The organism is Billgrantia hypersalina, from assembly GCF_052584175.1.
Map to the genome: position 1 here is coordinate 103,501 of NZ_JBMIQI010000008.1, position 24,733 is coordinate 128,233.

General features: G+C 63.0%; 23 protein-coding genes. 13 read left to right on the forward strand and 10 right to left on the reverse strand.

Translation table 11 applies throughout. From position 1 onward, the window contains the following. Window positions 1-13: 13 nt before the first annotated feature. Both ACOJCM_RS05840 and ACOJCM_RS05845 read right to left on the reverse strand, forming a co-directional pair. Window positions 14-982, reverse strand: a complete 969-nt coding sequence (locus ACOJCM_RS05840) for a PDR/VanB family oxidoreductase (protein WP_445211127.1) — start codon at window positions 980-982, stop codon at window positions 14-16. Continuing rightward, window positions 979-2,046 (reverse strand): aromatic ring-hydroxylating dioxygenase subunit alpha, encoded by a 1,068-nt coding sequence (locus tag ACOJCM_RS05845; RefSeq protein WP_445211128.1) that lies wholly within the window; start codon window positions 2,044-2,046, stop codon window positions 979-981. The genes ACOJCM_RS05840 and ACOJCM_RS05845 overlap by 4 nt, the downstream gene beginning before the upstream one ends. Window positions 2,047-2,177: 131 nt before the next feature. Here ACOJCM_RS05845 and ACOJCM_RS05850 point away from each other — a divergent pair, with 131 nt between their 5' ends. The 8 genes from ACOJCM_RS05850 (at window position 2,178) to ACOJCM_RS05885 (ending at window position 11,561) form a co-directional block, all read left to right on the forward strand. Beyond that, window positions 2,178-2,855, forward strand: coding sequence for a GntR family transcriptional regulator (locus ACOJCM_RS05850; protein ID WP_445211129.1), 678 nt, complete (start codon window positions 2,178-2,180; stop codon window positions 2,853-2,855). A 238-nt stretch (window positions 2,856-3,093) separates the two neighbouring features. Further along, window positions 3,094-4,128, forward strand: a complete 1,035-nt coding sequence (locus ACOJCM_RS05855; protein WP_445211130.1) for a TRAP transporter substrate-binding protein — start codon at window positions 3,094-3,096, stop codon at window positions 4,126-4,128. Between the two features lie 3 nt (window positions 4,129-4,131). Then, on the forward strand, window positions 4,132-4,659 hold the full coding sequence (locus tag ACOJCM_RS05860; RefSeq protein ID WP_445211131.1) for a TRAP transporter small permease subunit: 528 nt from the start codon (window positions 4,132-4,134) through the stop codon (window positions 4,657-4,659). After that, window positions 4,649-5,938 carry a TRAP transporter large permease gene (locus ACOJCM_RS05865; RefSeq protein WP_445211132.1) on the forward strand — a complete coding sequence of 430 codons (1,290 nt, stop codon included), beginning with the start codon at window positions 4,649-4,651 and terminating at the stop codon, window positions 5,936-5,938. Before ACOJCM_RS05860 ends, ACOJCM_RS05865 begins: the two co-directional genes overlap by 11 nt. Before the next feature lie 161 nt (window positions 5,939-6,099). Beyond that, window positions 6,100-6,552 (forward strand): hypothetical protein, encoded by a 453-nt coding sequence (locus ACOJCM_RS05870; protein ID WP_445211133.1) that lies wholly within the window; start codon window positions 6,100-6,102, stop codon window positions 6,550-6,552. 412 nt (window positions 6,553-6,964) lie between these two features. After that, window positions 6,965-7,987, forward strand: coding sequence for a Bug family tripartite tricarboxylate transporter substrate binding protein (locus tag ACOJCM_RS05875; RefSeq protein WP_445211134.1), 1,023 nt, complete (start codon window positions 6,965-6,967; stop codon window positions 7,985-7,987). Window positions 7,988-8,067: 80 nt separating this feature from the next. Beyond that, entirely contained in the window at window positions 8,068-10,083 is a 2,016-nt protein-coding gene (locus tag ACOJCM_RS05880) for a tripartite tricarboxylate transporter permease (RefSeq protein WP_445211135.1), read from the forward strand. Window positions 10,084-10,109: 26 nt separating this feature from the next. After that, the gene (locus ACOJCM_RS05885) at window positions 10,110-11,561 is read left to right on the forward strand and encodes an aldehyde dehydrogenase (RefSeq protein WP_445211136.1); all 1,452 of its coding nucleotides are present in this window, start codon (window positions 10,110-10,112) and stop codon (window positions 11,559-11,561) included. A 29-nt stretch (window positions 11,562-11,590) separates the two neighbouring features. Here ACOJCM_RS05885 and ACOJCM_RS05890 read toward each other — a convergent pair whose 3' ends face one another. After that, the gene (locus tag ACOJCM_RS05890; RefSeq protein WP_445211137.1) at window positions 11,591-12,529 is read right to left on the reverse strand and encodes a helix-turn-helix domain-containing protein; all 939 of its coding nucleotides are present in this window, start codon (window positions 12,527-12,529) and stop codon (window positions 11,591-11,593) included. Window positions 12,530-12,684: 155 nt separating this feature from the next. Between ACOJCM_RS05890 and pobA the strand changes: the two genes are divergently transcribed. From pobA to ACOJCM_RS05915, 5 genes are all read left to right on the forward strand, one after another. Then, on the forward strand, window positions 12,685-13,869 hold the full coding sequence (gene pobA, locus ACOJCM_RS05895; RefSeq protein ID WP_445211138.1) for a 4-hydroxybenzoate 3-monooxygenase: 1,185 nt from the start codon (window positions 12,685-12,687) through the stop codon (window positions 13,867-13,869). Window positions 13,870-14,053: 184 nt separating this feature from the next. Next, complete coding sequence (locus tag ACOJCM_RS05900) at window positions 14,054-15,052, forward strand: Bug family tripartite tricarboxylate transporter substrate binding protein (protein ID WP_445211139.1); 999 nt, start codon at window positions 14,054-14,056, stop codon at window positions 15,050-15,052. Between the two features lie 75 nt (window positions 15,053-15,127). Continuing rightward, entirely contained in the window at window positions 15,128-15,628 is a 501-nt protein-coding gene (locus ACOJCM_RS05905; protein WP_445211140.1) for a tripartite tricarboxylate transporter TctB family protein, read from the forward strand. Between the two features lie 26 nt (window positions 15,629-15,654). Then, window positions 15,655-17,160, forward strand: a complete 1,506-nt coding sequence (locus ACOJCM_RS05910) for a tripartite tricarboxylate transporter permease (RefSeq protein ID WP_445211141.1) — start codon at window positions 15,655-15,657, stop codon at window positions 17,158-17,160. 43 nt (window positions 17,161-17,203) lie between these two features. Next, complete coding sequence (locus ACOJCM_RS05915; RefSeq protein ID WP_445211142.1) at window positions 17,204-18,427, forward strand: CaiB/BaiF CoA transferase family protein; 1,224 nt, start codon at window positions 17,204-17,206, stop codon at window positions 18,425-18,427. Window positions 18,428-18,436: 9 nt separating this feature from the next. On the opposite strand, the gene ACOJCM_RS05920 is transcribed toward ACOJCM_RS05915, so the two are convergent. The 7 genes from ACOJCM_RS05920 to ACOJCM_RS05950 form a co-directional block, all read right to left on the reverse strand. Continuing rightward, window positions 18,437-19,150: an SDR family NAD(P)-dependent oxidoreductase gene (locus ACOJCM_RS05920; RefSeq protein ID WP_445211143.1), complete on the reverse strand. Its 714-nt coding sequence runs from the start codon at window positions 19,148-19,150 to the stop codon at window positions 18,437-18,439. Window positions 19,151-19,162: 12 nt separating this feature from the next. Further along, on the reverse strand, window positions 19,163-19,969 hold the full coding sequence (locus ACOJCM_RS05925; protein ID WP_445211144.1) for a nitroreductase: 807 nt from the start codon (window positions 19,967-19,969) through the stop codon (window positions 19,163-19,165). Window positions 19,970-20,023: 54 nt separating this feature from the next. Then, window positions 20,024-21,247: an ABC transporter substrate-binding protein gene (locus ACOJCM_RS05930; protein ID WP_445211145.1), complete on the reverse strand. Its 1,224-nt coding sequence runs from the start codon at window positions 21,245-21,247 to the stop codon at window positions 20,024-20,026. 90 nt (window positions 21,248-21,337) lie between these two features. Further along, the gene (locus tag ACOJCM_RS05935) at window positions 21,338-21,820 is read right to left on the reverse strand and encodes a MarR family winged helix-turn-helix transcriptional regulator (RefSeq protein WP_445211146.1); all 483 of its coding nucleotides are present in this window, start codon (window positions 21,818-21,820) and stop codon (window positions 21,338-21,340) included. Between the two features lie 68 nt (window positions 21,821-21,888). Continuing rightward, window positions 21,889-23,028 (reverse strand): cyclohexanecarboxyl-CoA dehydrogenase, encoded by a 1,140-nt coding sequence (gene aliB / locus ACOJCM_RS05940; protein WP_445211147.1) that lies wholly within the window; start codon window positions 23,026-23,028, stop codon window positions 21,889-21,891. 25 nt (window positions 23,029-23,053) lie between these two features. Then, window positions 23,054-23,836: an enoyl-CoA hydratase-related protein gene (locus tag ACOJCM_RS05945; RefSeq protein WP_445211148.1), complete on the reverse strand. Its 783-nt coding sequence runs from the start codon at window positions 23,834-23,836 to the stop codon at window positions 23,054-23,056. A gap of 85 nt (window positions 23,837-23,921) precedes the next feature. Then, a complete protein-coding gene (locus ACOJCM_RS05950; RefSeq protein ID WP_445211149.1) occupies window positions 23,922-24,689 on the reverse strand; it encodes an SDR family NAD(P)-dependent oxidoreductase in 768 nt (255 codons plus the stop codon). Window positions 24,690-24,733 lie beyond the last annotated feature (44 nt).

The window sequence follows — 24,733 nt, forward strand, 5'->3', positions numbered from 1 at the left end:
ATGGGGATGACGCTTACAGGTCCAGCACCAGAACCTTGCTCTTGGCTCTGGAGCAGCAGGGGGTGAACTGGTCGTTGGCGGCGTGCTCGTGGTCCTCTAGGTAGAGGTCGCGGTGGTCGGGCTCGCCCTCCAGCACTCGCGTCAGGCAGGTACCGCAGACCCCTTGCTCGCAGGAAACCATGATTTCGATGCCGTTCTCGGCCAGCACCTGATGCACCGTCTTGTCGGCGGGCACGGTAAAGCTGGCGCCGCTGCTGGCGATCTTGACCTCGAAGCTGTCATCGCCGGCAGTGTCGGTCACGGCACCGGTGAAATATTCGGTGTGCAGACGCTCGCTGGGCCAGCCCTGCGCCTTGGCGGTCGACAGCACGGCATCGATGAAGCCCGTGGGGCCACACACATAGAGGCGGGTCTCGGGCTCCGGCGTGGCCAGCAGCGCCTTCAGGTCGAGCTTCTGCGCAGGGTCGCCGTCATCGAAGTGGAAGTGCACCCGCTCGGCAAAGCCCGAGGCGGCGATGCGCTGGCGAAACGCCGTGCGCTCGGCGGAGCGAGTGCAGTAGTGCAGCGTGAAGTCGGCGTCGGTGTGGGCCAGGCGTTCGGCCATGCACAACAGGGGCGTGATGCCGATGCCGCCAGCCAGTAGCAGGGTGCGGCCGGCTGGCTTGAGCGGGAAATGATTCTTGGGTGCGCTGATCTGGAGCAGGTCGCCTTCGTGGATCTCGTCGTGCATGGCGCTGGAACCGCCCCGGGAGGCCGGGTCGCGCAGCACGCCGATCAGGTAGCGGTCGCGCTCCTCGGGGTGGTTGCACAAGGAGTACTGCCGAATCAGGCCATCCTTCACCCGCACATCGATATGCGCACCGGCGCTGAAGGCCGGCAGCGGTCGACCGTGGGGGTCGGCCAGCTCAAGCGTGACGATATCCTGGGCTTCCTCTTGACGCGCCTTGACCTCGACGAACAAGGAGAGGGGAGCGCTGCTCATATCGTGGCCCCCGCGTTGCTGGCCTCCCGCTCCTCGCTGAGGAGGCGGTCGATGACACGCCGCGCCTGGACGCCGCCGCCGTCGATGTTGAGCTTGAGCAACTGCCGGTCGGGGTAGCGCAGCAGGTTGCGCTGCTGGGCCTCGAGCATCTCCAGGTCCTCGGCGAAAATCTGGCCCTGGCCCTCGCGGATCTTGTCGGTGAGCTCGCTGTCCTCGGGCTTGAAGTTGCGCGCCATGCCCCAGAAGTACCAGATCGAGGTATCGGTTTCGGGGGTAATGAAATCGACCACGATGCTCGACGCCTTTACCTCGGCCGGAGCCTGGTAGCCGCCGTGGCCGGCATGGGCCACGCCCACTTCGATCAGCACGTGGCTCGGCGGCGTGAAGCGACAGATTTGCCAGCGGTCCACCGGCACGTCGTCAGCCAGGCCGTTGCCGCGCAGCGCCGCCTGCCAGAAGGGCGGCGCGGAGATATTGGCCATGTGCCGGCTGGTGATGACTTCGTCGCCGTTGACCGTGGTCTCGGGTGCAGCCTCCTCGATCTCGGGCTGTCCGATACTGGAGGCATGCACGTAGGTTTCATGGGTCAGGTCCATCAGGTTGTCTATCATCAACCGATACTCACACTGGATATGGTAGAGCCCGCCTCCGTAGGCCCAGTCGGGGCTGTTGGCCCAGTGCAGTTCGGGAATCAGGCTCGGGTCGGCTTTCTCCGGGTCGCCCGGCCAGAACCATATGAAACCGTGACGTTCCTCCACCGGGTAGGCACGAATGCTCGGGAAGCCGCGCACGCGTTGACCCGGCATGCCGGCACACTTGCCATCGCAGCCCATCTCCAGCCCGTGGTAGCCACAGACCAGCTTGCCGTCGCGCACGAAGCCCAGTGAGAGCGGGGCGCCGCGGTGGGGGCAGAAATCCTCCACAGCGGCCACCCGGCCCTCGTCGCTGCGGAAGAACACCACCGGCTCGTTGCAAATGGTGCGTCCCAGCGGCTTGTCTTCGAGTTCGTCCGGGGTGCAGGCCACGTACCAGGTATTCTTGGGGAAAGGGGCTTGTACGGACATGGTTCTCTCCTCGGTAGGCACGGTATGGTTATTGTTTGGATCCAAAGTAAAGAGCAAGTAGCAAAAAATGGTCAACTTATGCTTTAGTTGGATCCAATTGATTCGAGTTGACACAACGACAGGAAAAACAAGTGAGTAACGGCGACAAGAGCGTGGTGAGCCGGCTGCGGAAAATGATCGGCGAGGGGATTTATCCATCAGGCGCACGTCTCGGCGAGGTGGCAGTGGCGGAACAGTTGGGTGTGTCGCGCACCCCGGTACGCCTGGCCTTTCGGACGCTGGAGCAGGAGGGGCTGTTACAGCGGGCGGGCAAGCGAGGCTTCATGGTGCGTGAATTCACCGAGGCCGATGTGCGCTGTGCCGTGGAGGTGCGGGGCGTGCTGGAAGGACTGGCGGCCAGACGCCTGGCTGAGCACGGTCTATCCGAAGAGCTGGAGGCCGAGCTGCACGTTTGGATCCAAAAGGGGCGGGACCTGCTGGCCAAGGGCTATCTGGAGGAGCGTGATGTCGATCTCTGGAGTGAGCTGAATCGTCGTTTCCATGAAGCCATCGTCGGCTCGGCCGGCAGCCCGGTCATCGGCGATGCCATTGCCCGCAACAACCACCTGCCTTTCGCTGCCGCCGATTCCATCATTATCGATAGCGAGGCCCTGGATCGGGAATATCGCAAGCTGCAACTGGCCCAGGTACAGCACGAACTGGTGGTTCAGGCGCTGCGTCACGGCGAGGGGGCGAGAGCCGAGATGCTGATGCGCGAGCATGCCTTCATCGGGTTGCGCTACGGAGAGCTGTTGGGTCTGGATGGGTAGTTCAAGTACGCCCGAGACGACAGGCACATGCGAAAAGTCCAAGAAAGCGTGTCGATAGTGCTGGGTAGGACGGATTCGCTACGACAACCGTTCGAAACGGGAGAAATTCCCGGCACCATAGACTAATGTCGATTATCGGGACCTCAGGGAGTGGGGTACTTTAGCATTTATTCCGAACGTAAATTCGGATAGCGAACAAACGATATGTCCATTACAACGAGTCTTCCGGAGGCACCCCATGAAGCGCACCCTGTCCCGTTGCCTGCTGGCGGCTTCCATCGCCAGTGTTACCGTTGCCTCGGCGCAAGCCGCCACCACCCTTCGCGTGGCGCATTTCTGGCCGGGCGCCTCTGGCATCAACCAGGATATCTTCGAAGCCTGGGCCGATGCCGTGGAAGAAGACGCCGGCGGTGAGTTGAGTGTCGAGATCTTCCCCTCCGGCACCCTCGCCAAGCCGGATGCCATCTACGAGGCGGCCGTCAACGGCATCTCGGATATCGGCATTACCGCCCAAGGCTACACGGCGGGGCGCTTCCCGCTGTCGCAGATCGTAGAGTTGCCCGGTGTGGCCGACAGTGCGCCGCAGGGTGCCTGCATCCTGCAGAGCCTGTATGAGGAAGGACACCTAGACGAGGAGTATGACGACTCGCGCCCGCTGTTCTTCTTCACCACCGGCCCCGGTGGGATCCATACCGTCGACACGGACGTTCAGAAACCGTCCGATCTCGAGGGGCTGCGCATTCGCCGTCCCACTGCCGTGGCGGGGGACATCCTCGAAAACATGGGCGCCAACCCGGTCGGCATGCCGGCGCCAGACATCTACACCGCCATGCAGCGCGGCGTGGTCGACGGCTTGAGCTTCCCCTGGGAGGGGCTGAAGGGCTTTCGCATCAACGAGCTGGTCGAGTACCACACCGAGGTTCCATTCTATACCTTGATCTTCGTTGCCACCATGAACCAGCGCACCTACGACAGCCTCTCGCCCGAGCAGCAGGAGGCGATCGACGCGAACTCCGGCATGAAGTGGGCGGAGAAAGCCGGTGAGGTGTTCGCAGCGCTCGACGTGGCAGGCAAGCAGGAGGCCGAGGAAGCTGGCCACACCATTCGCGTGATCGAGAATCCGCTGGAGGATCCCGACTGGCAGCAGCCGCTGCAGGATGGTATCGACAATTATCTGGCTGAGCTCGAAGAACGTGGCCTGAGCCAGGCGCGCGACATCTATGAGGCCGCTCTCGAGGCACGGAATTCCAGCTGCGCGCAGGATCAGGGCTAAGCCATGCAGGTTCATCTGGAACGGGTCAGCCATTGGCTGGCCCTCGTTTGCCGCCTCGTGGCCGGCGTAGCGCTGGTGGCGCTGCTGGCGGTGACGATTGCCGATGTCGGCACGCGCTACCTTGCACGCATCACCGAAGGTGCCGTGGCGCTGCGTGTGAGTGGAAGTGTCGAACTGGTCAGCTACCTGATGCTGTTCGCATTGTTGGCGGCCATGGCGGCCAACGTCGAGAAGAGCCAGGTCGTGGTCGAAGCCTTTTCCCATGGCCTTTCACAAGGCATCAAGAATCGCCTGCATGGTTTTTACCTGCTGGGCTTCGCCGCCCTGGGGCTGGTGCTCTTCCTCGGCCTGCTCGACTCGGCGGCGGCTGCCGCCCGCCACGGTGAGGTAACGCAGGACCTGCGATTGCCGATGGGGCCGATCTACACGGTTGCCGCCGGCTTGAGCCTGCTGTTGGGCCTGCGCAGCCTGCTGCATGCCCTGCTCAGTGCCGTCTTCGGTGCCGAAGGGGAGGTGAGCCATGGGGAGTGAAGCGATCGGCGCCCTGGGCCTTGGCCTGCTGCTGCTTTTGATGGTGCTGCGCGTCCCGGTGGCGCTGACCATGCTGGTCGTCGGCGTAGTGGGTTTCGCCCAGGTGATCAGCTGGGGCGCGGCCATCTCCCAGCTCAAGACCGTGCCGGTGGAGGTGCTGTCGAACTACAGCTTCAGCGCCGTGCCGATGTTCATCCTCATGGGTGTGCTGGCGGCTCATTCGGGCATGGCCGGCAAGCTTTTCCATTCGACCCGGGTCATCTGCGGCGGCTGGAAGGGCGGCTTGGCGATCGCCGCGGTGGGCTCTTGCGGGGTGTTCTCGGCGATCTCCGGTTCGTCGCTGGCCACCGCCAGCACCATGACCCGCGTGGCGCTGCCCGAGATGGAGCGCTACGGTTACAACCGCGGCCTGGCCACCGGTGCGCTGGCCGCCGGCGGCACGTTGGGCATCATGATCCCGCCGAGTATCGCCCTGCTGATTTACGCCATCCTCACCGAGCAGTCGGTGGGCGACATGTTCATGGCCGGCCTGGTGCCCGGCCTGATGGGCCTGGTCATGTATGCGCTGACCGTCAGCGTGGTGATGCGCCTGCGTCCTTCGCTGGCCGTGGCCGGCGAACCCACCGGCCTGAAGGAGAAGCTGGCCTCACTGGGGGGGCTGGTACCTTTCTTCGGCGTGTTCCTGGTGATGATCTTGGGTATCTACTTCGGTGCCTTCACGCCCACCGAGGGGGCAAGCGTCGGCGCCTTCGCCACGTTGCTCTATGCGCTGGCCAAGGGGATCCGTGGCGCCGACCTGTGGCGCAGCGTGCAGGAGACGCTGGCGCTCTCCGCCGTCGTGTTCTTCATGCTGGTCGGTGCCGAGATGCTGGGTTACTTCATCTCGGTGTCGCGCATCTCGTTCTCGATCAGCGACATGCTGCTCACCATGGACCTGGCGCCGTTCGTCGTGGTGCTGTGCATCCTGCTGCTCTACTTCGTGCTCGGCATGTTCATGGACTCGATCGCCATGCTGGTGATCACCGTGCCGGTGGTGTTCCCGATCATCCAGATGCTGGGTATCGACCCGGTGTGGTTCGGCATCATCACCGTGCTGACCGTGGAGCTGGGCCTGATCACGCCGCCGGTGGGCATGAACGTGTTCGTGATCAAGGCCATGGCGCCCCATGTGGGGTTGGGCGAGATCTTCCGCGGCGTGGCGCCATTCATTGTCTCGGACTTCCTGCGCCTGGCCCTGCTGCTGGCGTTCCCGGTGCTGACGACGCTGTTTCTGCTCTGAGTGCATCAGTGGACGCAGCGCCCGGACAATCAGGGTGCTGCGTCATATCGAATTGGTTATGGCAGTGCATGGAACTCTCAATTGGTTTGCGGGTAGGGCTGCATCATGCTGGCTGCATGGCCCTTGGCCTGGAAAGGAGACGTGAACCTTAGAGGTGAACCATGCATGATGAAGCCCTGAATTCCACCCATCGTCCCCGCACCTGGTTCCAGCGGCTGGGGGGCTTTCTCTTCGATGCCTCCATGCCGCGTCTGGTATATGAAATGCGCCGCGAGGCCGCCCCGACGTACCAGGCGATGGTGCGGGATTTCGCGACTCCCATGTCGCCGGCCTTCGAACGGGAAGTCGCTCGCAGCCTCAACCGTGGTGGTGAAGTCGACCTGATTCCCAGCCTAACTTTGTTGCCTCCCATGATGGCCCGCTTCGGCCTTACCACGAAGGATTTTGATCCTGATGATCGGCAGGCCCTGGCCGAGTTGCAGCGGGAATGCGACCGTTGCCCTGTGGTGGGCCGTTGTTGGCGAGCGCTGCGCGCGGGAGCCGACCAAGAGCGCTGTCGAGCGTTTTGCCCTAATGCGCCAGCATTCGAAACAAGGGAGGAGAGGCTTCAGTAGTCATCGACGCTCCTCAGTCAGCGCGTTTCGTTGCATCTGTGCGTCTACACATACCGGGACCGTTAAAGTCCCGGTTTCGAGGCTGTCTCATAAGAAGCGGTATCACCTTCTTTCTGTTCTATTTTCTCCCCCTTTGGTCGTATGCGGCTGACGCCCATTCCGAATGCTTGTGCTGGGCGTTTTTCCAAGCCTCTGAATTTTATTGGTTTTTATAGGGTTTGCTGCGCATTTGTATAGCCCTTTCATGGTGCGCTGCACCAATTGACGTTTCCCACGTTTATTGCAACCCTGTGCGTATGACAAATTAACGTTCGCAATGCGAACTTATTTTGTCTGTCAGTTGGCCATAGGGCCACACCAAAAATAACGAGGCGAAACTGCCGTTACGACAGTTCGCAACGGAGGAAACCTGATGTCTTTTCACAAGCGCTTCGCTGTCTCACTGCTGGCGGCTGCCTGTATCACGCCATTGGTTTCTCAGGCTACGGAAGACTTCTACGAGGACAAGACCATTCGGATGGTCAGCACCACTGGAGCCGGCGGCACGATGGATCTCTATCTGCTGCTGACCATGAAGCACATGGAGAAGTATCTCCCCGAAAGTACCGACATCGTGTTGGAGCATCGTACCGGCGGCGGCGGTGCCGTGGGCGCCAACTACCTGTTCCAGGCCGCGCCTAAGGATGGCACCTATATCGGCATGCCGGTTCCAGCCCTGGTCTCGTCGAAGTTCTCCAACCCCAATCAGGTACGCTACGAAGCCGATGAATTCCTCGCCATAGGTCGTTTGGTGGACCTGCCTCGAGTGTTCGTGGCTCGGGCGGATAGCGGCATTGCCAGCTTCCAGGATGCCATCGACGCCGAGGAACCGATCACGCACGCGATCATGACCGTGGGCACCTCGCTGGATCAGTACATGACCGTCGCTAACGATGCATTAGGGACTAACTTCCGCCGTATCCCGGGCTACTCCGGCGGCGGCCCGACCTTCCTGGCCATGGAGCAGGGCGAGGTCGACAGCACCACCGCCGAGCCGGCCAACCTTCTGTCGAACAAGTGGCATCTGGTCGAGAGCGGCGAAATCAATGTGCTGGGTATCTTGGGGCTGGAGCCGCTTGAGGGCCTTGAGGATGCGGAAAACATTCTCGACTTGATCGACGAAGACAACCCCTACTACGGCATGGCCGAGGCGGTGGCTCAATCTGCGGCGCTGGGTCTTTCACTGCTTGCGCCGCCCGGCGTACCCGAAGAACGCATCGAATACCTGCGTGATGTTTTAGAAAAGACCGTCAACGATCCCGAGTTCATCGCCGAGGCAGAAGAGCGCGACATTCCGGTGAACTATGCCTCGGGGGAATGGCTGGACGACTTGATTGCTGAATCATCAAAAGTATCCGAGGAAGTCGAGCAGTGGTTCTTCGAGCTTTCCAACTGACCTGTCAGTCCTAATAAAGCACACGATGCCCCGGAATTATCCGGGGCCAGGTGTGAACCGACACACCTCACGAGGTCTGTATGGAAGTCGATTTCATAGGCCAGATGGCGAGTGCCTTCGCCATGTTGAGCCAGCCCGAAATGCTGTTTTACATGTTTATTGGCGTCGTGATCGGCACGCTCATGTCGGTCATCCCGGGTGTCGGGGGCCTGATGGGAATTGCACTGCTGTTGCCCTTCACCTTCAGTATGAGCCCGATGGAAGCTATGGCCTTCCTTCTCGGCGCCATGGCGGTGATGTCGACCGCCGATACCATTCCGGCCATCCTGTTCGGCGTGCCGGGCACGCCGACTTCCATGGTTACGGTGCTAGACGGTTATCCCATGGCAAAGAATGGCGAGGCCGGCCGTGCCCTGGGAGCGGCATTCACGTCATCGGTCATCGGCGGCGTGATCGGCGCGCTGATCCTGCTGCTGGTGATCCCGGTCATCATGCCGGTACTGATGGGGGCCACTTCGGCTGAGCTGTTGGCCTTCTGTCTTCTCGGGCTCGCCATGGTGGCGGCACTCTCCGGTGGCTCGATGGCCCGGGGGCTGGCGGCGGCGGCCATCGGCATCATGCTGGCCTTCATCGGCCAAGACCCCAACACCGCCGAGCTGCGTTGGACCTTCGATTCGATCTATCTTTGGGATGGCCTGCACATCCTGGTCGTGGCTCTGGGCATTTATGCCATTCCTGAGCTGGCCGATCTTGCCATCCAGTCCAAAGCAATCGCACGCGATGGACGAAAATCCACCCTGGACGGGGCCGGACTGGGCCTGAAAGACACCCTAAAGAACATCCTGCCGGTGACGCGCAACTCTGCGGCCAGCTCGGCACTGGGCGTGATACCTGCCATCGGGCCTGCCGTCATTCCGTGGCTGGTCTATTCATTCACCAGCATGACAACACGCGGGGAGAAGAAGTTCGGTCAGGGTGACGTGCGTGGCGTAATCGCTGCTGAATCGTCGAACAACGCTACCGTAGGCGGCTCACTGCTACCCACCGTGGTGCTGGGCGTACCCGGTTCTGCGCCCATGGCGCTATTGCTTGGAGCTTTTCTGCTGCACGGCATCGCGCCCGGGCCGGATATGCTCAGCCGCCATCTCGACGTCACCTACATGATGGTGTGGACAATCGTCATTGCTAACGTCATTGGCGGCATCTTTGCTTTCGGTCTGGCCAAGCCGCTGTCGCAAGTTGTATTCGTACGCTCGGCGATACTGGTGCCCCTAATTGCCTCGGTAGTGTTCGTCGGTGCGTTGCAATCCTCGCGGCAGTGGGAGGATGTGCTCTTTCTGGTGCTGATCGGGCTGGTCGGCTGGCTGATGAAGCGCGTGCAGTGGCCCAGGGCGCCGCTATTCCTCGCATTCATCCTCGCCCCGCTGGTCGAGAAGTACTACTTCATCTCGATGAACATTCACGGCTGGACTTGGACTACGCGCCCGGTCGTCGCGCTGCTGCTGGTAATTACCGGCTTGTTCCTGCTCGGGGTGTTCTTCAAGCGCATGGCCGGTTTGTGGCGTAAACGGCGGACGATTTCCCGCTTCGCGTGGCGGATGCACTTTAACCTAGAGGTTGTGTTTACTCTGGTCGTGTTGGTAGTAGCGGCTTATGCCACTTGGCTGGCCATGGAGTGGCATCCGTCGGCGGCAGCCATGCCGGTTGCCGCCTCATTGCTGTGTTTGGTCAGCAGCCTGGTGGCGTTGCTCTCGCTCTGGATCCGGCCGACCTATGCGGAAGGCACCGTGCAACAAGAAGAAGCGCACTACGACTTGGTGACCGATTTCGGCGAACTGACGCCGGCCCAGATCCTCTGGCGCGGTGCGCGTTTCCTGCTGCTGTTCGGCATGCTGGGTGTGGTGTCATGGGCCATCGGCCTGATGTGGGCATTGCCGGTCTTTTTGCTCATTTATATGCGGGCCATGGGCGAGAAGCTCAAGATTGCGCTGCCGGTGACTCTGGGGTTCTGGGCCGTGGCCTATGTGCTTTTCGAACACTTGCTGAAGCTGGCGTGGCCCAATCCCGTCTATGACCTGACGGCATGGCTCGGTTGAACTGACTGAAACAAGGAGAACGGAACATGAACGAACTGGAGCTTTTGATTGGTGGCGCTCCCCGTAGCGCCAGGAACGGTGCCAGCTTCGAGCGCGCCAATCCGTTGAGCGGCAAGACAGTGACCCGAGCGGCGGCGGCATCGGTCGAGGATGCCCGGGCCGCAGCCGAGGCGGCGGGCGAGGCCTTCGCGGCTTGGTCGCAGGCCGGGCCCGGCGAGCGACGCGGCAAGCTGCTCAAGGCAGCCGAGCTCATGGAAGCGCGCCAGGCTGAATTTATCGAGCGCATGGTGGATGAGACCGGTGCCACGCCGGGTTGGGCGGGATTCAATGTGATGATTGCCGCCGGCATGCTGCGCGAGGCGGCAGTACTGACCACGCAGATCCAGGGCGACGTGATTCCCTCCAACGTGCCCGACAACCTGGCCATGGGGGTGCGGGTGCCCTGTGGCGTGGTGGTGGGCATCGCCCCGTGGAACGCGCCGATCATCCTGGGCACGCGAGCCGTCGCTACGCCGTTGGCGTGCGGCAACACGGTGATCCTCAAGGCCTCGGAACAGTGTCCGGCCACCCATCATTTGATCGGAGAGGTACTGGTAGCAGCGGGCCTTGGCGATGGCGTGGTCAATGTGATTGCCAACGCCCCTCACGAAGCACCGGAAGTGGTCGAGGCACTGATCACTCACCCTGCCGTGCGCCGCATCAACTTCACCGGCTCCACCCCGGTGGGTCGTATCATCGCCGAGAAGGCCGCCAAGCACCTCAAGCCGGTGCTGCTTGAACTGGGCGGCAAGGCGCCCTTCCTGGTGCTGGACGACGCGGACCTGGACGCCGCCGTGGATGCGGCGATCTTCGGTGCCTTCTTCAACCAGGGCCAGATCTGCATGTCCACCGAGCGCCTGATCGTCGATCGTTCGGTGGCCGACGCCTTCGTCGAAAAGCTTGCTGCACGCGCCAAGGCGCTCAAGGCGGGCGACCCGCGTGAAGAAGGTAATGCCCTGGGGACCCTGATCAATGCCGAGTCGGGCGAGAAGCTCAATGGGCTGCTCGACGACGCCGTGGCCAAGGGGGCGCGACTTGCCAGCGGCGGCAAGGCGGAGGGGGTCGTCATGCCGGCTACCGTGGTCGATGGAGTAACGGAGGAGATGCGGCTTTATCGCGAGGAGTCCTTCGGCCCGGTGGTCGCGATGATGCGCGTCGACGGCGAAGAAGAAGCCATTCGGATCGCCAACGACAGCGACTACGGTCTTTCCGCCGCGGTATTCAGCCGCGACACGGCTCGGGCCATGAAGGTGGCGGCGCGCATCGAATCGGGCATTTGCCACATCAACGCCCCCACGGTGCACGACGAGCCCCAGATGCCCTTCGGCGGGGTCAAGTCGAGCGGTTACGGGCGCTTCGGCGGTCGTGCCGGCATCGAGGAGTTCACCGAGCTGCGCTGGATGACGGTGCAGCTTGGCCCGCGCCACTATCCGATCTAAGCTGCCTTTGGTCTAAGCTGCGCCCCCGCTCAGTTCGTCTGGCCGGGGGCGTCGTTTTTATAGCCCACTCCGGCATCCTGGCGCAGGCGAAACGCCTTGGGCGAGAGGCCGGTATTGCGCTTGAAGAAACGGGTGAAATAGGCCGGCTCGGAAAAGCCGAGGCTGTCGGCGACCTGGCTGATGGTCATGTTGGTGTAGGTGAGCTGTCGTTTGGCTTCCAGCAACAGGCGTTCATGAAGCAGCTGCAGTGCGCTGCGATCGGCCAGTCGGCGGCACAGGGCGTTGAGGTGTGCGCTGCTCATGCCGAGCTGCTCGGCGAAGCGCTCGATGCCGGGTTGCTGCCGGTATTGGGCCTCGATCAGCGCCTGGTAGCTGGCCAGGTGCTCATAACCCTTGTGGCGCTGGCGTGGACCGGTAGGTGGCGAGCGCTCATCGCGGCTCACGGCAAGCCGCGACAGCTCCACGACCAGAGCCTGGGCCAGGGCTTCGAGCAGGTTGGTGCGACCCGGCGACGGCTGGCGGTACTCTTCGTCTATCTGCGCTACCAGGGTGGCGATTCGCCTCGCCGCCTGCGTCCGGTCGAGGGGATGGTAGCCCGCACGAGCGAGTGCCTTGCCCTGCTCGGCCAAGTCGTGTGTCAGGCGCTCGGCCAGCGGTTGGGCCAGGGTGACGATATGGCCTTTCACGTTCTCGGAGAAACGAAACCCGTGTATCGCCATGGCCGGCACCACGATCGCCAGCGGCCCCTGCAGGGCTCGTCGGCTGCCTTCCAGTTCGAGCTCCACGCGTCCCCCGGCGACATGCAGTACATGGACGAGATCTGCGTGCCGATGGGGGCGGATGTACCAATCATGCAGCCGGCTGCGCTCGGGTATCGATTCGCAGTGCAGCAGGTCCGGCGTAGGCCAGTGGCGGGTCTCGCCATAGAGCTTGAAGACGGGCACCGAGGCGGCTGGAGTTGCCGACATGTTCTTGCCTCCGAGGGTACGACCAAAGTCGACGGTCTGTCAGCGAAATGTCCAATGAATGAAGTCAATCATGCCTTATCCACGCGCCTCTTTCATTGAAAAATGCAATTCATGGCGAACACACGTCGCAAGGTCATAACAACGGAGCTCTCCTCATGAAGACACAGGTCGCCATCATCGGTGCCGGACCTTCCGGGTTGCTGCTCGGCCAGCTACTCAGCCGCCAGGGCATAGACAATGTCATCCTCGAACGCAAGAGCGGTGGGTATGTGCTCAGCCGCATCCGTGCCGGCGTGCTGGAGCAGGGCATGGTCGACCTGCTGCGCGAGGCGGGCGTCGACGAGCGCATGGATGCGGAGGGCTTGCCCCACGACGGCGTCGAGCTGGCCTTCGACAACCGCCGCGTGCGCGTTGATCTGGCCGGGCTCACCGGCGGCAAGACGGTGATGGTCTACGGCCAGACCGAAGTGACCCGCGACCTGATGGCCGCTCGCGAGGCGACCGGCGGCATGACGATCTACGAGGCGGATAACGTTCAGCCTCACGATCTCGATAGCAATGCTCCCTACGTGACGTTTGAGAAGGATGGCGAGACGCTGCGCCTCGACTGCGACTACGTGGCCGGCTGCGACGGCTTCCACGGGGTGTCCCGCCGGTCGATCCCCAAGGAAAGCATCAAGGAATTCGAGAAGGTTTACCCGTTCGGCTGGCTGGGGTTGCTGGCGGACACGCCACCGGTGTCGGACGAGCTGATCTACGCCCGCCACGAACGCGGCTTTGCCCTGTGCAGCATGCGCTCGCCGACGCGCAGCCGCTACTACGTCCAGGTGCCGCTCGACGAAAAGGTCGAGGCGTGGTCCGATGAGCGCTTCTGGGAAGAACTCAAGCGCCGCCTGCCCGAGGAGGTGGCTGCCAAGCTGGTGACCGGCCCGTCGTTGGAGAAGAGCATCGCGCCGCTGCGCAGCTTCGTCGTCGAGCCGATGCAGTACGGCCGGTTGTTCCTGGTGGGCGATGCCGCGCACATCGTGCCGCCCACCGGCGCCAAGGGGCTCAACCTGGCGGCCAGCGACGTCAATACGCTCTACCGCTTGATGGTCAAGGTCTATCATGAGGGCCGCACCGACCTGATCCCCAACTACTCGCGCACCTGCCTCAAGCGGATCTGGAAGGCCGAGCGCTTCTCCTGGTGGATGACCTCGTTGCTGCACAAGTTCTCCGAAGAAGAGGGCTTCGAGACCCGAATGCAGCAGGCCGAACTCGACTACCTCACCTCATCCGAGGCTGGCCTCAAGACCATTGCCGAGAACTACGTCGGGTTGCCCTACGAGTCGCTCGAGTAGCGCGCTTCCCCGCTTCCTCCTTGCCCGGGCTGTGGTGGTTTGGCCCGGGTTTTTTGTGTTTGTTGGCGTCTTCGCTAAGACTAAGGTCGGGTTTGGGCCTTGGTAGTAACCCAGTACTCTCGATTCATAACGAATAAATGTGCGCTTTGCGAACAATTCCAATCGGCGACGAGAGGGTAATGTGATGACTGCTGTGAAAAAGAATGTGTTGAAGAAAGTCTGCCTTGCGGTGTGTGGTGGCGGCCTGGCCATGGCAATGTCCCTTTCGGCGGCTCAAGCTGATGAGTGGCCGAGCGACGACGTTCGCCTCGTCGTTCCCTATGCCCCGGGCGGTACCACCGACGTGCTGTCTCGCCGCGTTGCCGACCTGCTCCAGGAGGAGCTGGATACCAACGTGGTGGTCGAGAACCGTCCCGGGGCGGGCTCTACCGTGGCGACCGGGCGCCTGGCACGCGGTGGCCGCGACGTCGACCACACCATCCTCATGGCCTCACCGGGCCACTCCATCGGTGCGGCGATCTATCCCGATCTGGCCTACGATCCGGTCGAGGACTTTGTCTTCCTGCAGAACCTGATCGACATCCCCAATGTCATGGTGGTGCCGGCCGACAGTCCCTACGACAGCGTTGAGGAATTTGTCGAGGCCGCCAAGCAGGAGAACATGACGTTCAGCCACAGCGGTGTGGGCAGCTCAATCCACATGTCGGGCGAGCTGTTCAAGACACTGACCGAAACCAACATGACGGCGGTACCGTTCGCCGGTAGCGGGGCGGCGCTGCCGGCTCTGCTGGGCGGCGACGTCGACGTGTCGTTCGAGAATATGCCAACCGTGCTTTCGCACATAAAATCCGGTGATCTGAAGGCCTTGGCCGTGACCTCCGCCGAGCGCTCCGAGCACCTGCCGGACGTGCCGACCCTGAGCGAAGTCGGCGACTATAATCTTGACCAGTTCGTCACTACCGCCTGGTTCGGCCTGATCGCCCATGAGTCCTTCCCCGAGGAGGCGCAGGACGCCATGCGCGAGGCCCTCGAGGCGGTGATGCAGCGCGAGGAGTTCCTCGACTTTGCCGAACAGCTTGGCGCCGAGCCCGGCCAGGTGGCGGGGGAGGAGTTCAAGCAGTTCATCGCCGAGGAGGTGGAGCGCTGGCAAGAAGTCGCCGAGCAGGCGGGCATCAGCCAGTAACGTCCGGTTCCACCCAGCGACCGATGAGGCGAGGGCAGTGTCCTCGCCTCACCTGTTTTTCGAGATGAGGTGGTTATGTCGACACCCGTTCACAAGCGCGGTGGGCCGATCCGGGACCCGGGAGACGTCCTGGCCGGTGTCGTGTCACTGATCGCTTCCGCCATTCTGTTGTTTTACCTGGTGCCCAACTACATCGGCGAGCCTCCGATACTGGAAAGTCCCATGATGTCACCGCGTTGGCTGCCGCGTATCGTGGGTTGGCTGTTGCTCGGCTTTTCCCTCCTGCTGATCGTGCAGGGGCTGCTGGTTGACAACACCGACAAGGAGGATGGGCGCCGTATCGATAAGGGGCCGTGGTGGCGTTTCGCCCTGATGATGGTGGGCTTGGTGGTCTACGTCGCGCTTTTCGAGGCGCTGGGCGCGGTGATCAGCGGGATCCTGGCGACGCTGATCCTCTTCGCTGCCCATCCGGTACGCACCTGGTGGGTCTATGGCCTGGCCATCATTTTCCCGGCTGCCGTCACCTTCGTCTTCGTCAAGGTCATGAACGTGCCGCTACCGGTGATGCCTTTCTGACTGCTCAATCGGGTACTGGATGACGCATGGATATCGTTTCGGAAGTTCTGCAACTCTTCCTCCAGCCGGAGAACTTCCTAGCCATTGCGCTGGGAGTCGTCATCGGTGTGGTAGTGGGCTCCATTCCCGGCCTCACCGCTACCATGGCGGTAGCGCTGGCCTTGCCCTTCACCTTCTCAATGGAACCGGTTGCCGCCATCCTGCTGCTGGTCGGCATCTACAAGGGCGGCATGTACGGCGGTTCCATCACCGCCATCCTGATCCGTACGCCCGGTTCGCCCGCGTCGGCATGCACGCTGCTCGACGGTTATCCGATGGCCCAGCAGGGGCACGCCAAGAAAGCCCTCAAGATGGCGCTGTATTCTTCGGTCATCGCCGATTTCATCTCCAATATTGCCTTGATCTTCTTTGCCGCCTACCTGGCCAAGATTGCCCTGAACTTCGGCGCCCCCGAGTTCTTCTGGCTGATCTGCTTCTCGTTGACCATCATCATCTCGCTGGCCAGCGGCTCGATGATCAAGGGCCTGCTGGCGGCGTTGATGGGCATCCTGCTCTCGCTGGTGGGGTTGGACGAAGTCTATGGCTCTCCACGACTTACCTTCGGCAATTACAATCTGATGGACTCGATTTCCTTCATTCCGTTACTCATCGGGCTGTTCGCCATCCCCGAGATCATCGAGTTTTACCGCAAGAAGGCACTGCCGCACCTCAAGGCCAAGGCCAGCGGTGCCAGCGTGACCCTTTCCGAGATGAAGCGGAGCCTGAAAACCATCATTCGTGGCAGCCTGATCGGTGTCATCATCGGGGCCATTCCCGGTACCGGGGCGACGGCGGCCGCCTTTATTTCCTACAGCGATGCCCGCCGCCGTTCCCCCCGCAAGGAAAATTTCGGGAAAGGCGAGGTGGAAGGCGTGGCCGCTTCGGAAGCCGGCAACAATGGCGTGGCGGGGGCGACCATGATCCCGCTGTTGTCGCTGGGCATCCCTGGCGACGTGATCACCGCGATCATTCTCGGCGCCTTCATGGTCCACGGACTGACTCCCGGACCGGTCATGTTCCAGGAAAACCTTACCCTTATCTATGCGTTATTCATGGGGATCATGTTCAGCTCGCTGGTGCTGCTGGTAGTGGGTAACGGTGCCATCAAGTACTTCTCGCTGATTGCCGACATCCCCAAGGAAATCCTTTTCCCCATCGTGTTGATGTTCTGCGTCTACGGGGCCTACGCCGTGAACAACGATACCTTCGACGTATGGCTGATGCTGGCGTTCGGGGTGTTGGGCTACATCTTCAACCGGGCAGCCATACCGGCAGCGCCGTTCCTGATCGGTTTCATCCTGGGGCCGATGTTCGAAGACAACTTACGCCGCTCGCTATTGATTGGCGGTAATGACCTGTCGATCTTCGTGCGCGGTCCGATTACCTGGTTCTTCATTGCCCTGACGCTGGGCTCCATCCTGTTGGCGCTCTATCGCTACATGACCGCGCGGCGCCTGCCGTCTCAGATCGATACGACCCGGGAGGCTCCGTAGGTGTCAGGACACGTGCGGAATAAATAGATTCGGAGGCAATGACATGGCGGGACCGCTGACCGGCCTGAGGGTGCTCGACCTGAGCCGCGTGATGGCCGGGCCCTGGTGCACCCAGATACTCGCCGACATGGGGGCAGAAGTGATCAAGGTCGAGCGCCCAGTAAGTGGCGACGACACGCGTCACTGGGGGCCGCCCTGGCTCAAGGATCGCAACGGCAACGAGACCCGCGAGTCGGCTTATTATCTGTCGGCCAACCGCGGCAAGCATTCCATCACCGTGGACATGAGCAAACCCGAGGGCCAGGCGCTGATTCGCGAGCTCGCCGCCGAGAGTGACATCCTGGTGGAGAACTTCAAGAGCGGCGGCCTGGCGCGCAAGGGGCTCGATCATGCCACTCTGGAAGCCATCAACCCGGGGCTGATCTACTGCTCGATCACCGGCTTTGGCCAGACCGGGCCGATGGCCGCCATGGCGGGCTACGACTACCTGATCCAGGCCCAGGGCGGGCTGATGAGCATCACTGGCGCGGCTGACGGCGAGCCGGGTGCCGGCCCCCAGCGGGTGGGCATGGCGGTGGCGGATCTGACCACCGGCATGAATGCCGCCATCGCCATTCTCGGTGCGCTGCACCACCGGCACATGACCGGTGAGGGGCAGTACATCGACATGGCGCTGCTCGACGTTCAGGTGAGCTGGTTGGCCAACCAGGCGCAAAACTACTTCTGCAGCGGCACGCCGCCCACCCGCACCGGCGAATACCACCCCAACCTGGTGCCCTACCAGCCGTTCCCCACCGCCGACGGAGAGAAGGTGATCATCGCCATTGGCAATGACGGTCAGTTCCAGCGTTTTTGCCGGGCGGTGGGGCGCCGCGACCTGGCCGAGGACCCGCGCTTCGCCACCAATCCCGAGCGGGTGCGCCATCGCCTCGAGCTGGTGCCGCTGATGGTCGAGATCACTCGCTCACGTACCGCGGCTGAATGGATGACGCTGCTGGGTGAGATCGCGGTGCCCTGCGGGCCGATCCAGAATATTGCCCAGGTGTTCGAAGACCCCCAGGTCCAGGCGCGAGAGATGAAGATCGAACTCGAGTCTGACTATGGGCCGATTCCCGGCGTGGCCAACCCGATCAAGTACTCGCGCACCCGGATCGAGTACCGCAAGGCGCCGCCGGCGCTGGGTGAGGATACCGAGGCCGTACTGGCGCAGCTGCTCGGCAAGACACCGGAGGAGATCGACGCGCTGCGCCAGCGCCGTGTCGTCTAGCGCGAAGGGTCAGCCAACACTGACGCCGCCGCAGACAAACAGGGTCTGGCCAGTCACGAAGCCGCTGCGCTTGTCGCAGAAGAAGCTCACCGCCTGGGCCACGTCTTCGGCCTGACCCATGCGCTGCGCGGGGATGTTGTCGATGATGCGCCGTGCGCGCTCCGAGTCCGGTGGATTGTTCTCCCAGAAGGCAGTGGTGGCGATGGGGCCGGGGGCAACGCAGTTGACCGTGATGCCGTCGCCGGCCAACTCCAGTGCCCAGGTGCGGGCCATGGACTGCAGCGCGCCTTTGGTCGCGCTGTAGAGGCTGCGCGCCTCCTTGCCCAGCACCACACGGCTGGCGTTCATGACGATACGACCATGGCGGCGCTGGCGCATGCCCGGCAGCAATGCCTGGATGCAGACCAGCGCCGAGCGCACGTTGAGGTGCATCAAACGATCGAAGTCTTCCACCCGCGTCTCGTCGAGCAGTGCCGGCGCGACGATCCCGACGTTGTTGACCAGGCAAGCCACCGCATGGTTTTCGGCGATCTCGGCGAGTGTCGCCCGGGTGGCCTCCACTTCGCTGAGGTCGACCAGGCGCGCATCGTCCCTCAGCGATTCGGCCTCGGGAGCGACGATATCCAGCACGATGGTGCGATAGCCGTCCTGCTGCAGGCGCAGAGCGATCGCCTGGCCGATATTGCGGGCACCGCCGGTGACGATAGCGCAGGGTTCACACATGTTCGGGCCTTGTTAAGTAAATGCTGGTGTACGTATAGCGTACGTACGTTCGCTCACATGGTTGCGCCCCCGCTGGCACGTCGCAACACGACCTTGGTCTGGGCTAGGCGCGCAAGCCTCGGTGCGAACAGGGTTTGGCGTCATGTCGTGCAGAAGCCGTGGAAAGGTGGCGATAGACGCTAACGGCTCGCGCTCGGTGATGAAGTGGTTCTCCGGTGCCTCGGGGGCTTCATGGCCCAGGGCGATGGCGCACAGCACAAGCTCGTTGGTTTCGAGCCCCAACTGCTCCCGAATGATCGCGTGGTACCAGGCCAGTGCAGCCTGGGCGCAGGTGTGCAGCCCCTGGCCACGGGCGGCCAGCATCAGGCTCTGGATCAACATGCCGGCGTCCATGTAGCTGCCGGCCTCGAGCCGCCGGTCCAGCGTCACGATCATGGCTACCGGAGCGTCAAAAAAATGGAAATTGCGACGCATCTGCGCGTGGCGGCGTACCTTGTCTTCGCGCTTGATGCCGAGTGTTTCGTAGAGTCCGTAGCCGCAGCGCTGGCGTCGCTCACGGTAGGGCTCGAACCACGCGGTAGGGTAGTAGTCATACTCCGGATGGTGATCCTCGCCCGCATCGTAGGCAGCGAGAATGGAATTGCTCAGGCGCTCCCGCGCGACGCCCGTCACTACGTGCACTTTCCACGGTTGGATGTTGTTGCCGCTGGGTGCGCGGCTGGCTACCTCGATGATGTGCGCGACTGTTTCGCAGCTCACCGGATCGGGCAGAAAGCGGCGAACGGACTTACGGCTCTGGATGGCATCGTCGACATGCATGAATCACTCCTCAATGAAGCTGCCGGACCGCTGGCGGAGCGGTCCGGCAGGCGCTCAGGAATTGACCAGACTGCAACCGCTCCGCTCCAGTGGCAGGAAGGCCTCGTCGCCCGGGATGGTACGCAGGATGCGGTAGAGGTCCCATTCGCCTTCGGACTCCTCCGGCGACTTCACCTCAACCAGGTACATGTCGTGGACCATGCGGCCGTCCTCGCAAATCACGCCGTTGGAGGCGAACATGTCGTTGATCGGCGTCTCGCCCATCCAGGCACGTAGCGTGGCGGCATCGTCCGTGCCGGTAGCTTCGATGGCGTTGAGGTAGTGCATCACGCTGGAGTAGACCCCGGCCTGGACCATGGTCGGCATGCGGCCGACACGCGCGAAGTAGCGCTGCGCCCAGGCGCGTGAGGCGTCGTTCATGTCCCAGTACCAGCCGGTGGTGAGCTGCATGCCCTGGGTGGTTTCCAGGCCCAGCGCATGGATGTCGTTGAGGAACACCATCAGTCCCGCCAAGGCCTGGCCTGATTCCGCCAGACCGAACTGCCCGGCGGTACTGATCGCGTTGACGGTGTCGGCACCGGCGTTGGCCAGGCCGACGATCTTCGCCCCGGAGCCCTGGGCTTGCAGCATGTAGGACGAAAAGTCGGCGGTATTGAGGGGGTGTCGCACCTTGCCCAGCACCTGGCCGCCCCTCGCTTCCACCACCTTTTCCACGTCGGCTTCCAGCGAGTGGCCGAAGGCGTAGTCGGCGGCGATGATATACCAGGTATCGCCGCCCTCATCGACGATGGCGCGGGCCGTGCCGTTGGACATGGCATGGGTATCGTAGACCCATTGAATGTGGTTGGGTGTGCAGTGCTCGTTGGTCACACTGAGCGCTGCCGCACCGGCCACCATGCCGATCTTGTCGTGCTCGGCGAGCAGTTGGGTGGCGGCGATGGTGACGGAGGAGGCGACCAACCCGCCGACCATGTCGACGTTACGCTGGTCGATCCACTCGCGCACGGTATTGGCGCCCACGTCGGCGCTGTTGCGATCGTCTGCGCTGAATACGTCGATGGGCGCGCCGTGAATGCTGCCACCGTGGTCCTCCACGGCCATGCGCAGCGCCTCCAGCCCGCCGGGACCGGCCAGGTCTCGGTAGGGGCCGGACATGTCGGCGAGGTAGCCGATGCGAATCTCGTTGTCGCTGATCTCGGCCTGGGCACTGCCGGCAGCAAGCGCAACGGCCAGGCCCAGCAGGCCGGTTTTCAGAGCGAATTGACGTTTTGCGGACATACGAACTCTCCTGCCTCGTCGCATGACGAAGCCATTGTTGTTGTGGTTCGAAAGGGTGTCGCTCGGGGTCGGGTTTGGCGTGGTGGGTGGTCAGGTCTCCTCGTGCTCGACGGTCGGGACTTCCTGCATGGCGATGGACTCCAGGTCCTTCTGGAACTTGTTGAGGTAGTGCAGCAGGCTTACCGTCTCGTCGAAGGTGAAGTTGGCGAGCCCCTGGGCGTAAAATTCATGGATTCTCGGCTGCAGGCTCTCCCAGAAGGCGCGGCCCTTGTCGGTGAGCAGAATCAGGCGTGCCCGCTTGTCTTCCGGATGCGGTATGCGCTGCACGTGATCGTCCCGCTCGAGCCGCTTGAGTACGCCGTCGAGGCTCTGGCGGCTGACGATCAGGTACTCGGTTAGCTGGTTGAAGGAAACACCCTTCTCGTACCCCTTGCGCGACAGGGCGCCCAACACGGCCCACTGCACCGTGGTGAGGCCGACCTGGCCGACCGTCTGCTTCTGCAGGATGTTGCTGGCCTGGAAGAGACGGAAGAACAGCCGGTTGGCCACGCTCTTGTCGTCCTGAATCGCCATTGATGGCACTCCTTTGTCGAGCAGGGCCGCCAGGCGAAGGTCAGGGCATCCGGTCGCGATGAGGCTGCTCATCTGGGCAGCGCCTGGCGGGCGATGATGTTTTTCATGATCTGCGCGGTACCGTCGCCGATCAGCAGCCCCAGCACGTCGCGCATGCGCTGGGAGAAGGGCATGTCTTCGCCCCAGCCGGTATGGCCGTGGGCCAGCATGCACTGCTTTATCGCATCGAAGGCGAGCTTGGGCCCCCACCATTTGTTCATGGCCGCCTCGCTGGTGTGAGGCCGTTCGCTGTCCTTCAGCCATAGCGCGTAGTAGCACTGCAGGCGGGCGGCCTGCACGTAGGTCTGGTACTCCGCCAGCGGATGCGTCAGCCCCTGGAACGCTGCCAGTTTCTGGCCGAAGGCCTCGCGCTCGGTGAGCCACTGCCAGGTTTCGTCCAGCGATTGCTGGGCCACCGCCAGGCACTGCAGACCGATCAGCGCGCGGCTGTAGTCGAAGCCCTGCATCACCTGCTTGAAGCCCTGGCTCTCGTCGCCGAGCATGTGATCGGCCGGTACCGCGACATTGTCGAAGAAAATCGAGCCCCGGCCAATGGCGCGCTGACCCGAGTCCTCGAAACGGCTGGTAGAAATGCCCGGCAGATCCATCGGCACCAGGAAGGCGCTGATGCCGCCGGCGCGCTGCTCCGGGGCGCCGGTGCGGGCGAACACCACTGCCACGTCGGACTGGTCAGCCATGGAGATCGATGTCTTCTCGCCGTTGAGGAGGAAGCGCTCGCCATCGCGGGTGGCCTTGAGCTTGAGGTTGGCGGCGTCAGAACCGCCGTGGGGCTCGGTCAGAGCGATGCAGCATACCTTGCGCCCGGCGGTGATTGCGGTCAGCCACTCCCGGGCCAGTTCGGGGCGAGCGTAGCGAGCGATGATCTGACCGTTGAGCGAGGCCAGCAGCGGCAGATAGGCAACGTTGAAATCGCCGCGGGCGATTTCCTCGACGATGATGCCGCTGGTCACGCAGTCAAGGCCGCTGCCACCATAAGCATCAGGCAGCTCTCCGCCGAGGCAACCCATCTCGCCCAGCTGGGCGATGAGCTCACGCTCGATGCGCGCCTCCTGCTCGCGGAGGCGGTAGCGCGGTGCCAGGACATCGGCGGCCAGCCGCGCCACGCTCTCGCGAATGGCCTGCTGCTGTTCGGTAAAGGCAAAGTTCATGCTGTCGTCCTCGTGGCAGGGGCCGTCACTTGTAATATTTCCGGAACTCTGGCGTGCGCTTCTCCTTGAACGCGGCCACCCCTTCGCGCGACTCGTCGGTCTCGTAATAGAGGCTCAGCGCCTGCATGCCCAGGGCGCCGATCCCGGCGATGTTCTCGCTGTCGGCATTGAACGAGCGCTTGGCGATGGAGAGTGCGGTGGGGCTCTTCTCGAGGATCTCGTCGCACCAACGGCGTACCTCCTCGTCGAGCTGCTCGGGCGGCACCACGGCGTTGACCAGCCCCCACTCCAGCGCCTGGGCGGCGCTGTACTTGCGGCACAGGTACCAGATCTCGCGGGCGCGCTTTTCGCCGATCACTCGGGCCAGATAGGCGGTGCCGAAACCCGGGTCCACCGAGCCCACCTTGGGGCCGACCTGGCCGAAGATGGCCGTGTCGGCAGCGATGGACAGATCGCATACCACATGCAGCACATGCCCACCACCGATGGCGAAACCGTTGACGCGGGCGATCACCGGCTTGGGGACCTGACGGATCAATGTCTGCAGCTCTTCCACCGGCAGGCCGATGATGCCTCGGCCGTCGTACTGTCCCGCGTGTGCCCCCTGGTCGCCCCCGGTGCAGAATGCCCGGTCGCCCGCACCGGTCAGCACGATCACACCGATCGACTTGTCCCAGCCGGCGCGGTTGAAGGCGTCGAGCAGCTCCATGCAGGTCTGGCCGCGGAAGGCGTTGTAGCGCTCCGGACGGTTGATCGTGATGGTCGCCACACCGTCGTCGACGTCAAAGAGAATGTCTTCGTAGTTCATCTCGATCTCCTGAAACGGTATTTCGCGCACCGCCGTCGGCTATCTCTTCACCAAGGGCGCGAACGCAGCTATGAATCAGCGCTGGCTAGCCCGCCATGGTGAGCCCGCCGGAAACACTGATGACCTGCCCGGTAATGAAGTCGGCGTCGTCGCTGGCGAGCAGGGCAATGATCCCGGGATAGTCCTCGGGCTGGCCGATGCGGCGCATGGGCACGGCGTTGCGGAACGCCTCGAGCAGCTTCTCGGGGTCGCGGGAAGTCTCGGCGAAACCCTGCAGCAGGGCGGTGTCGGTGGGGCCGGGGCAGACCACGTTGAGGGTTACGCCCTTGGTGGCGAGCTCGCGGGCCAGGGTCTTGCTCAGTCCCAGCAGCCCGGCCTTGCACGCGGCATAGACCGCCTCGCCGGAGGAGCCGACCCGGGCGGCATCGGAGGCGATATTGATCACCTTGCCGCCGCCGGCCTCGATCATCTTCGGCAATACCACGTGATGCATGTTGAGCGCGCCGGTGAGGTTCACCGCGATCAGCGATTCCCACAGCGCCGGCTCGGTCTTGAGAAACGGCATGAAGCGGTCGAAGCCGGCATTGTTGACCAGCACACGGGGCACGCCGAGCTCGGCCTCGATGCGCTCGACAGTCGCGACGATGGCGCCATAGTCGGTAATGTCGGCGCCATAGGCGCGGGCCTGGCCATCGGCTTCGGCGATCAGTTCCACCGTGGTGCGGGCGGCGTCGAGGTCACGGTCGAGTACCGCCACCTTGCTGCCTTCTGCAGCGAAGCGCCGAGATACGGCACGGCCGATGCCACCACCGCCGCCGGTGACGATGACGGTCTTGTGCTTGAGTCCTCTCATTCGGTTCTCTCTTCTGTGATCGACAAACGGAAAGCAGCAGCGGA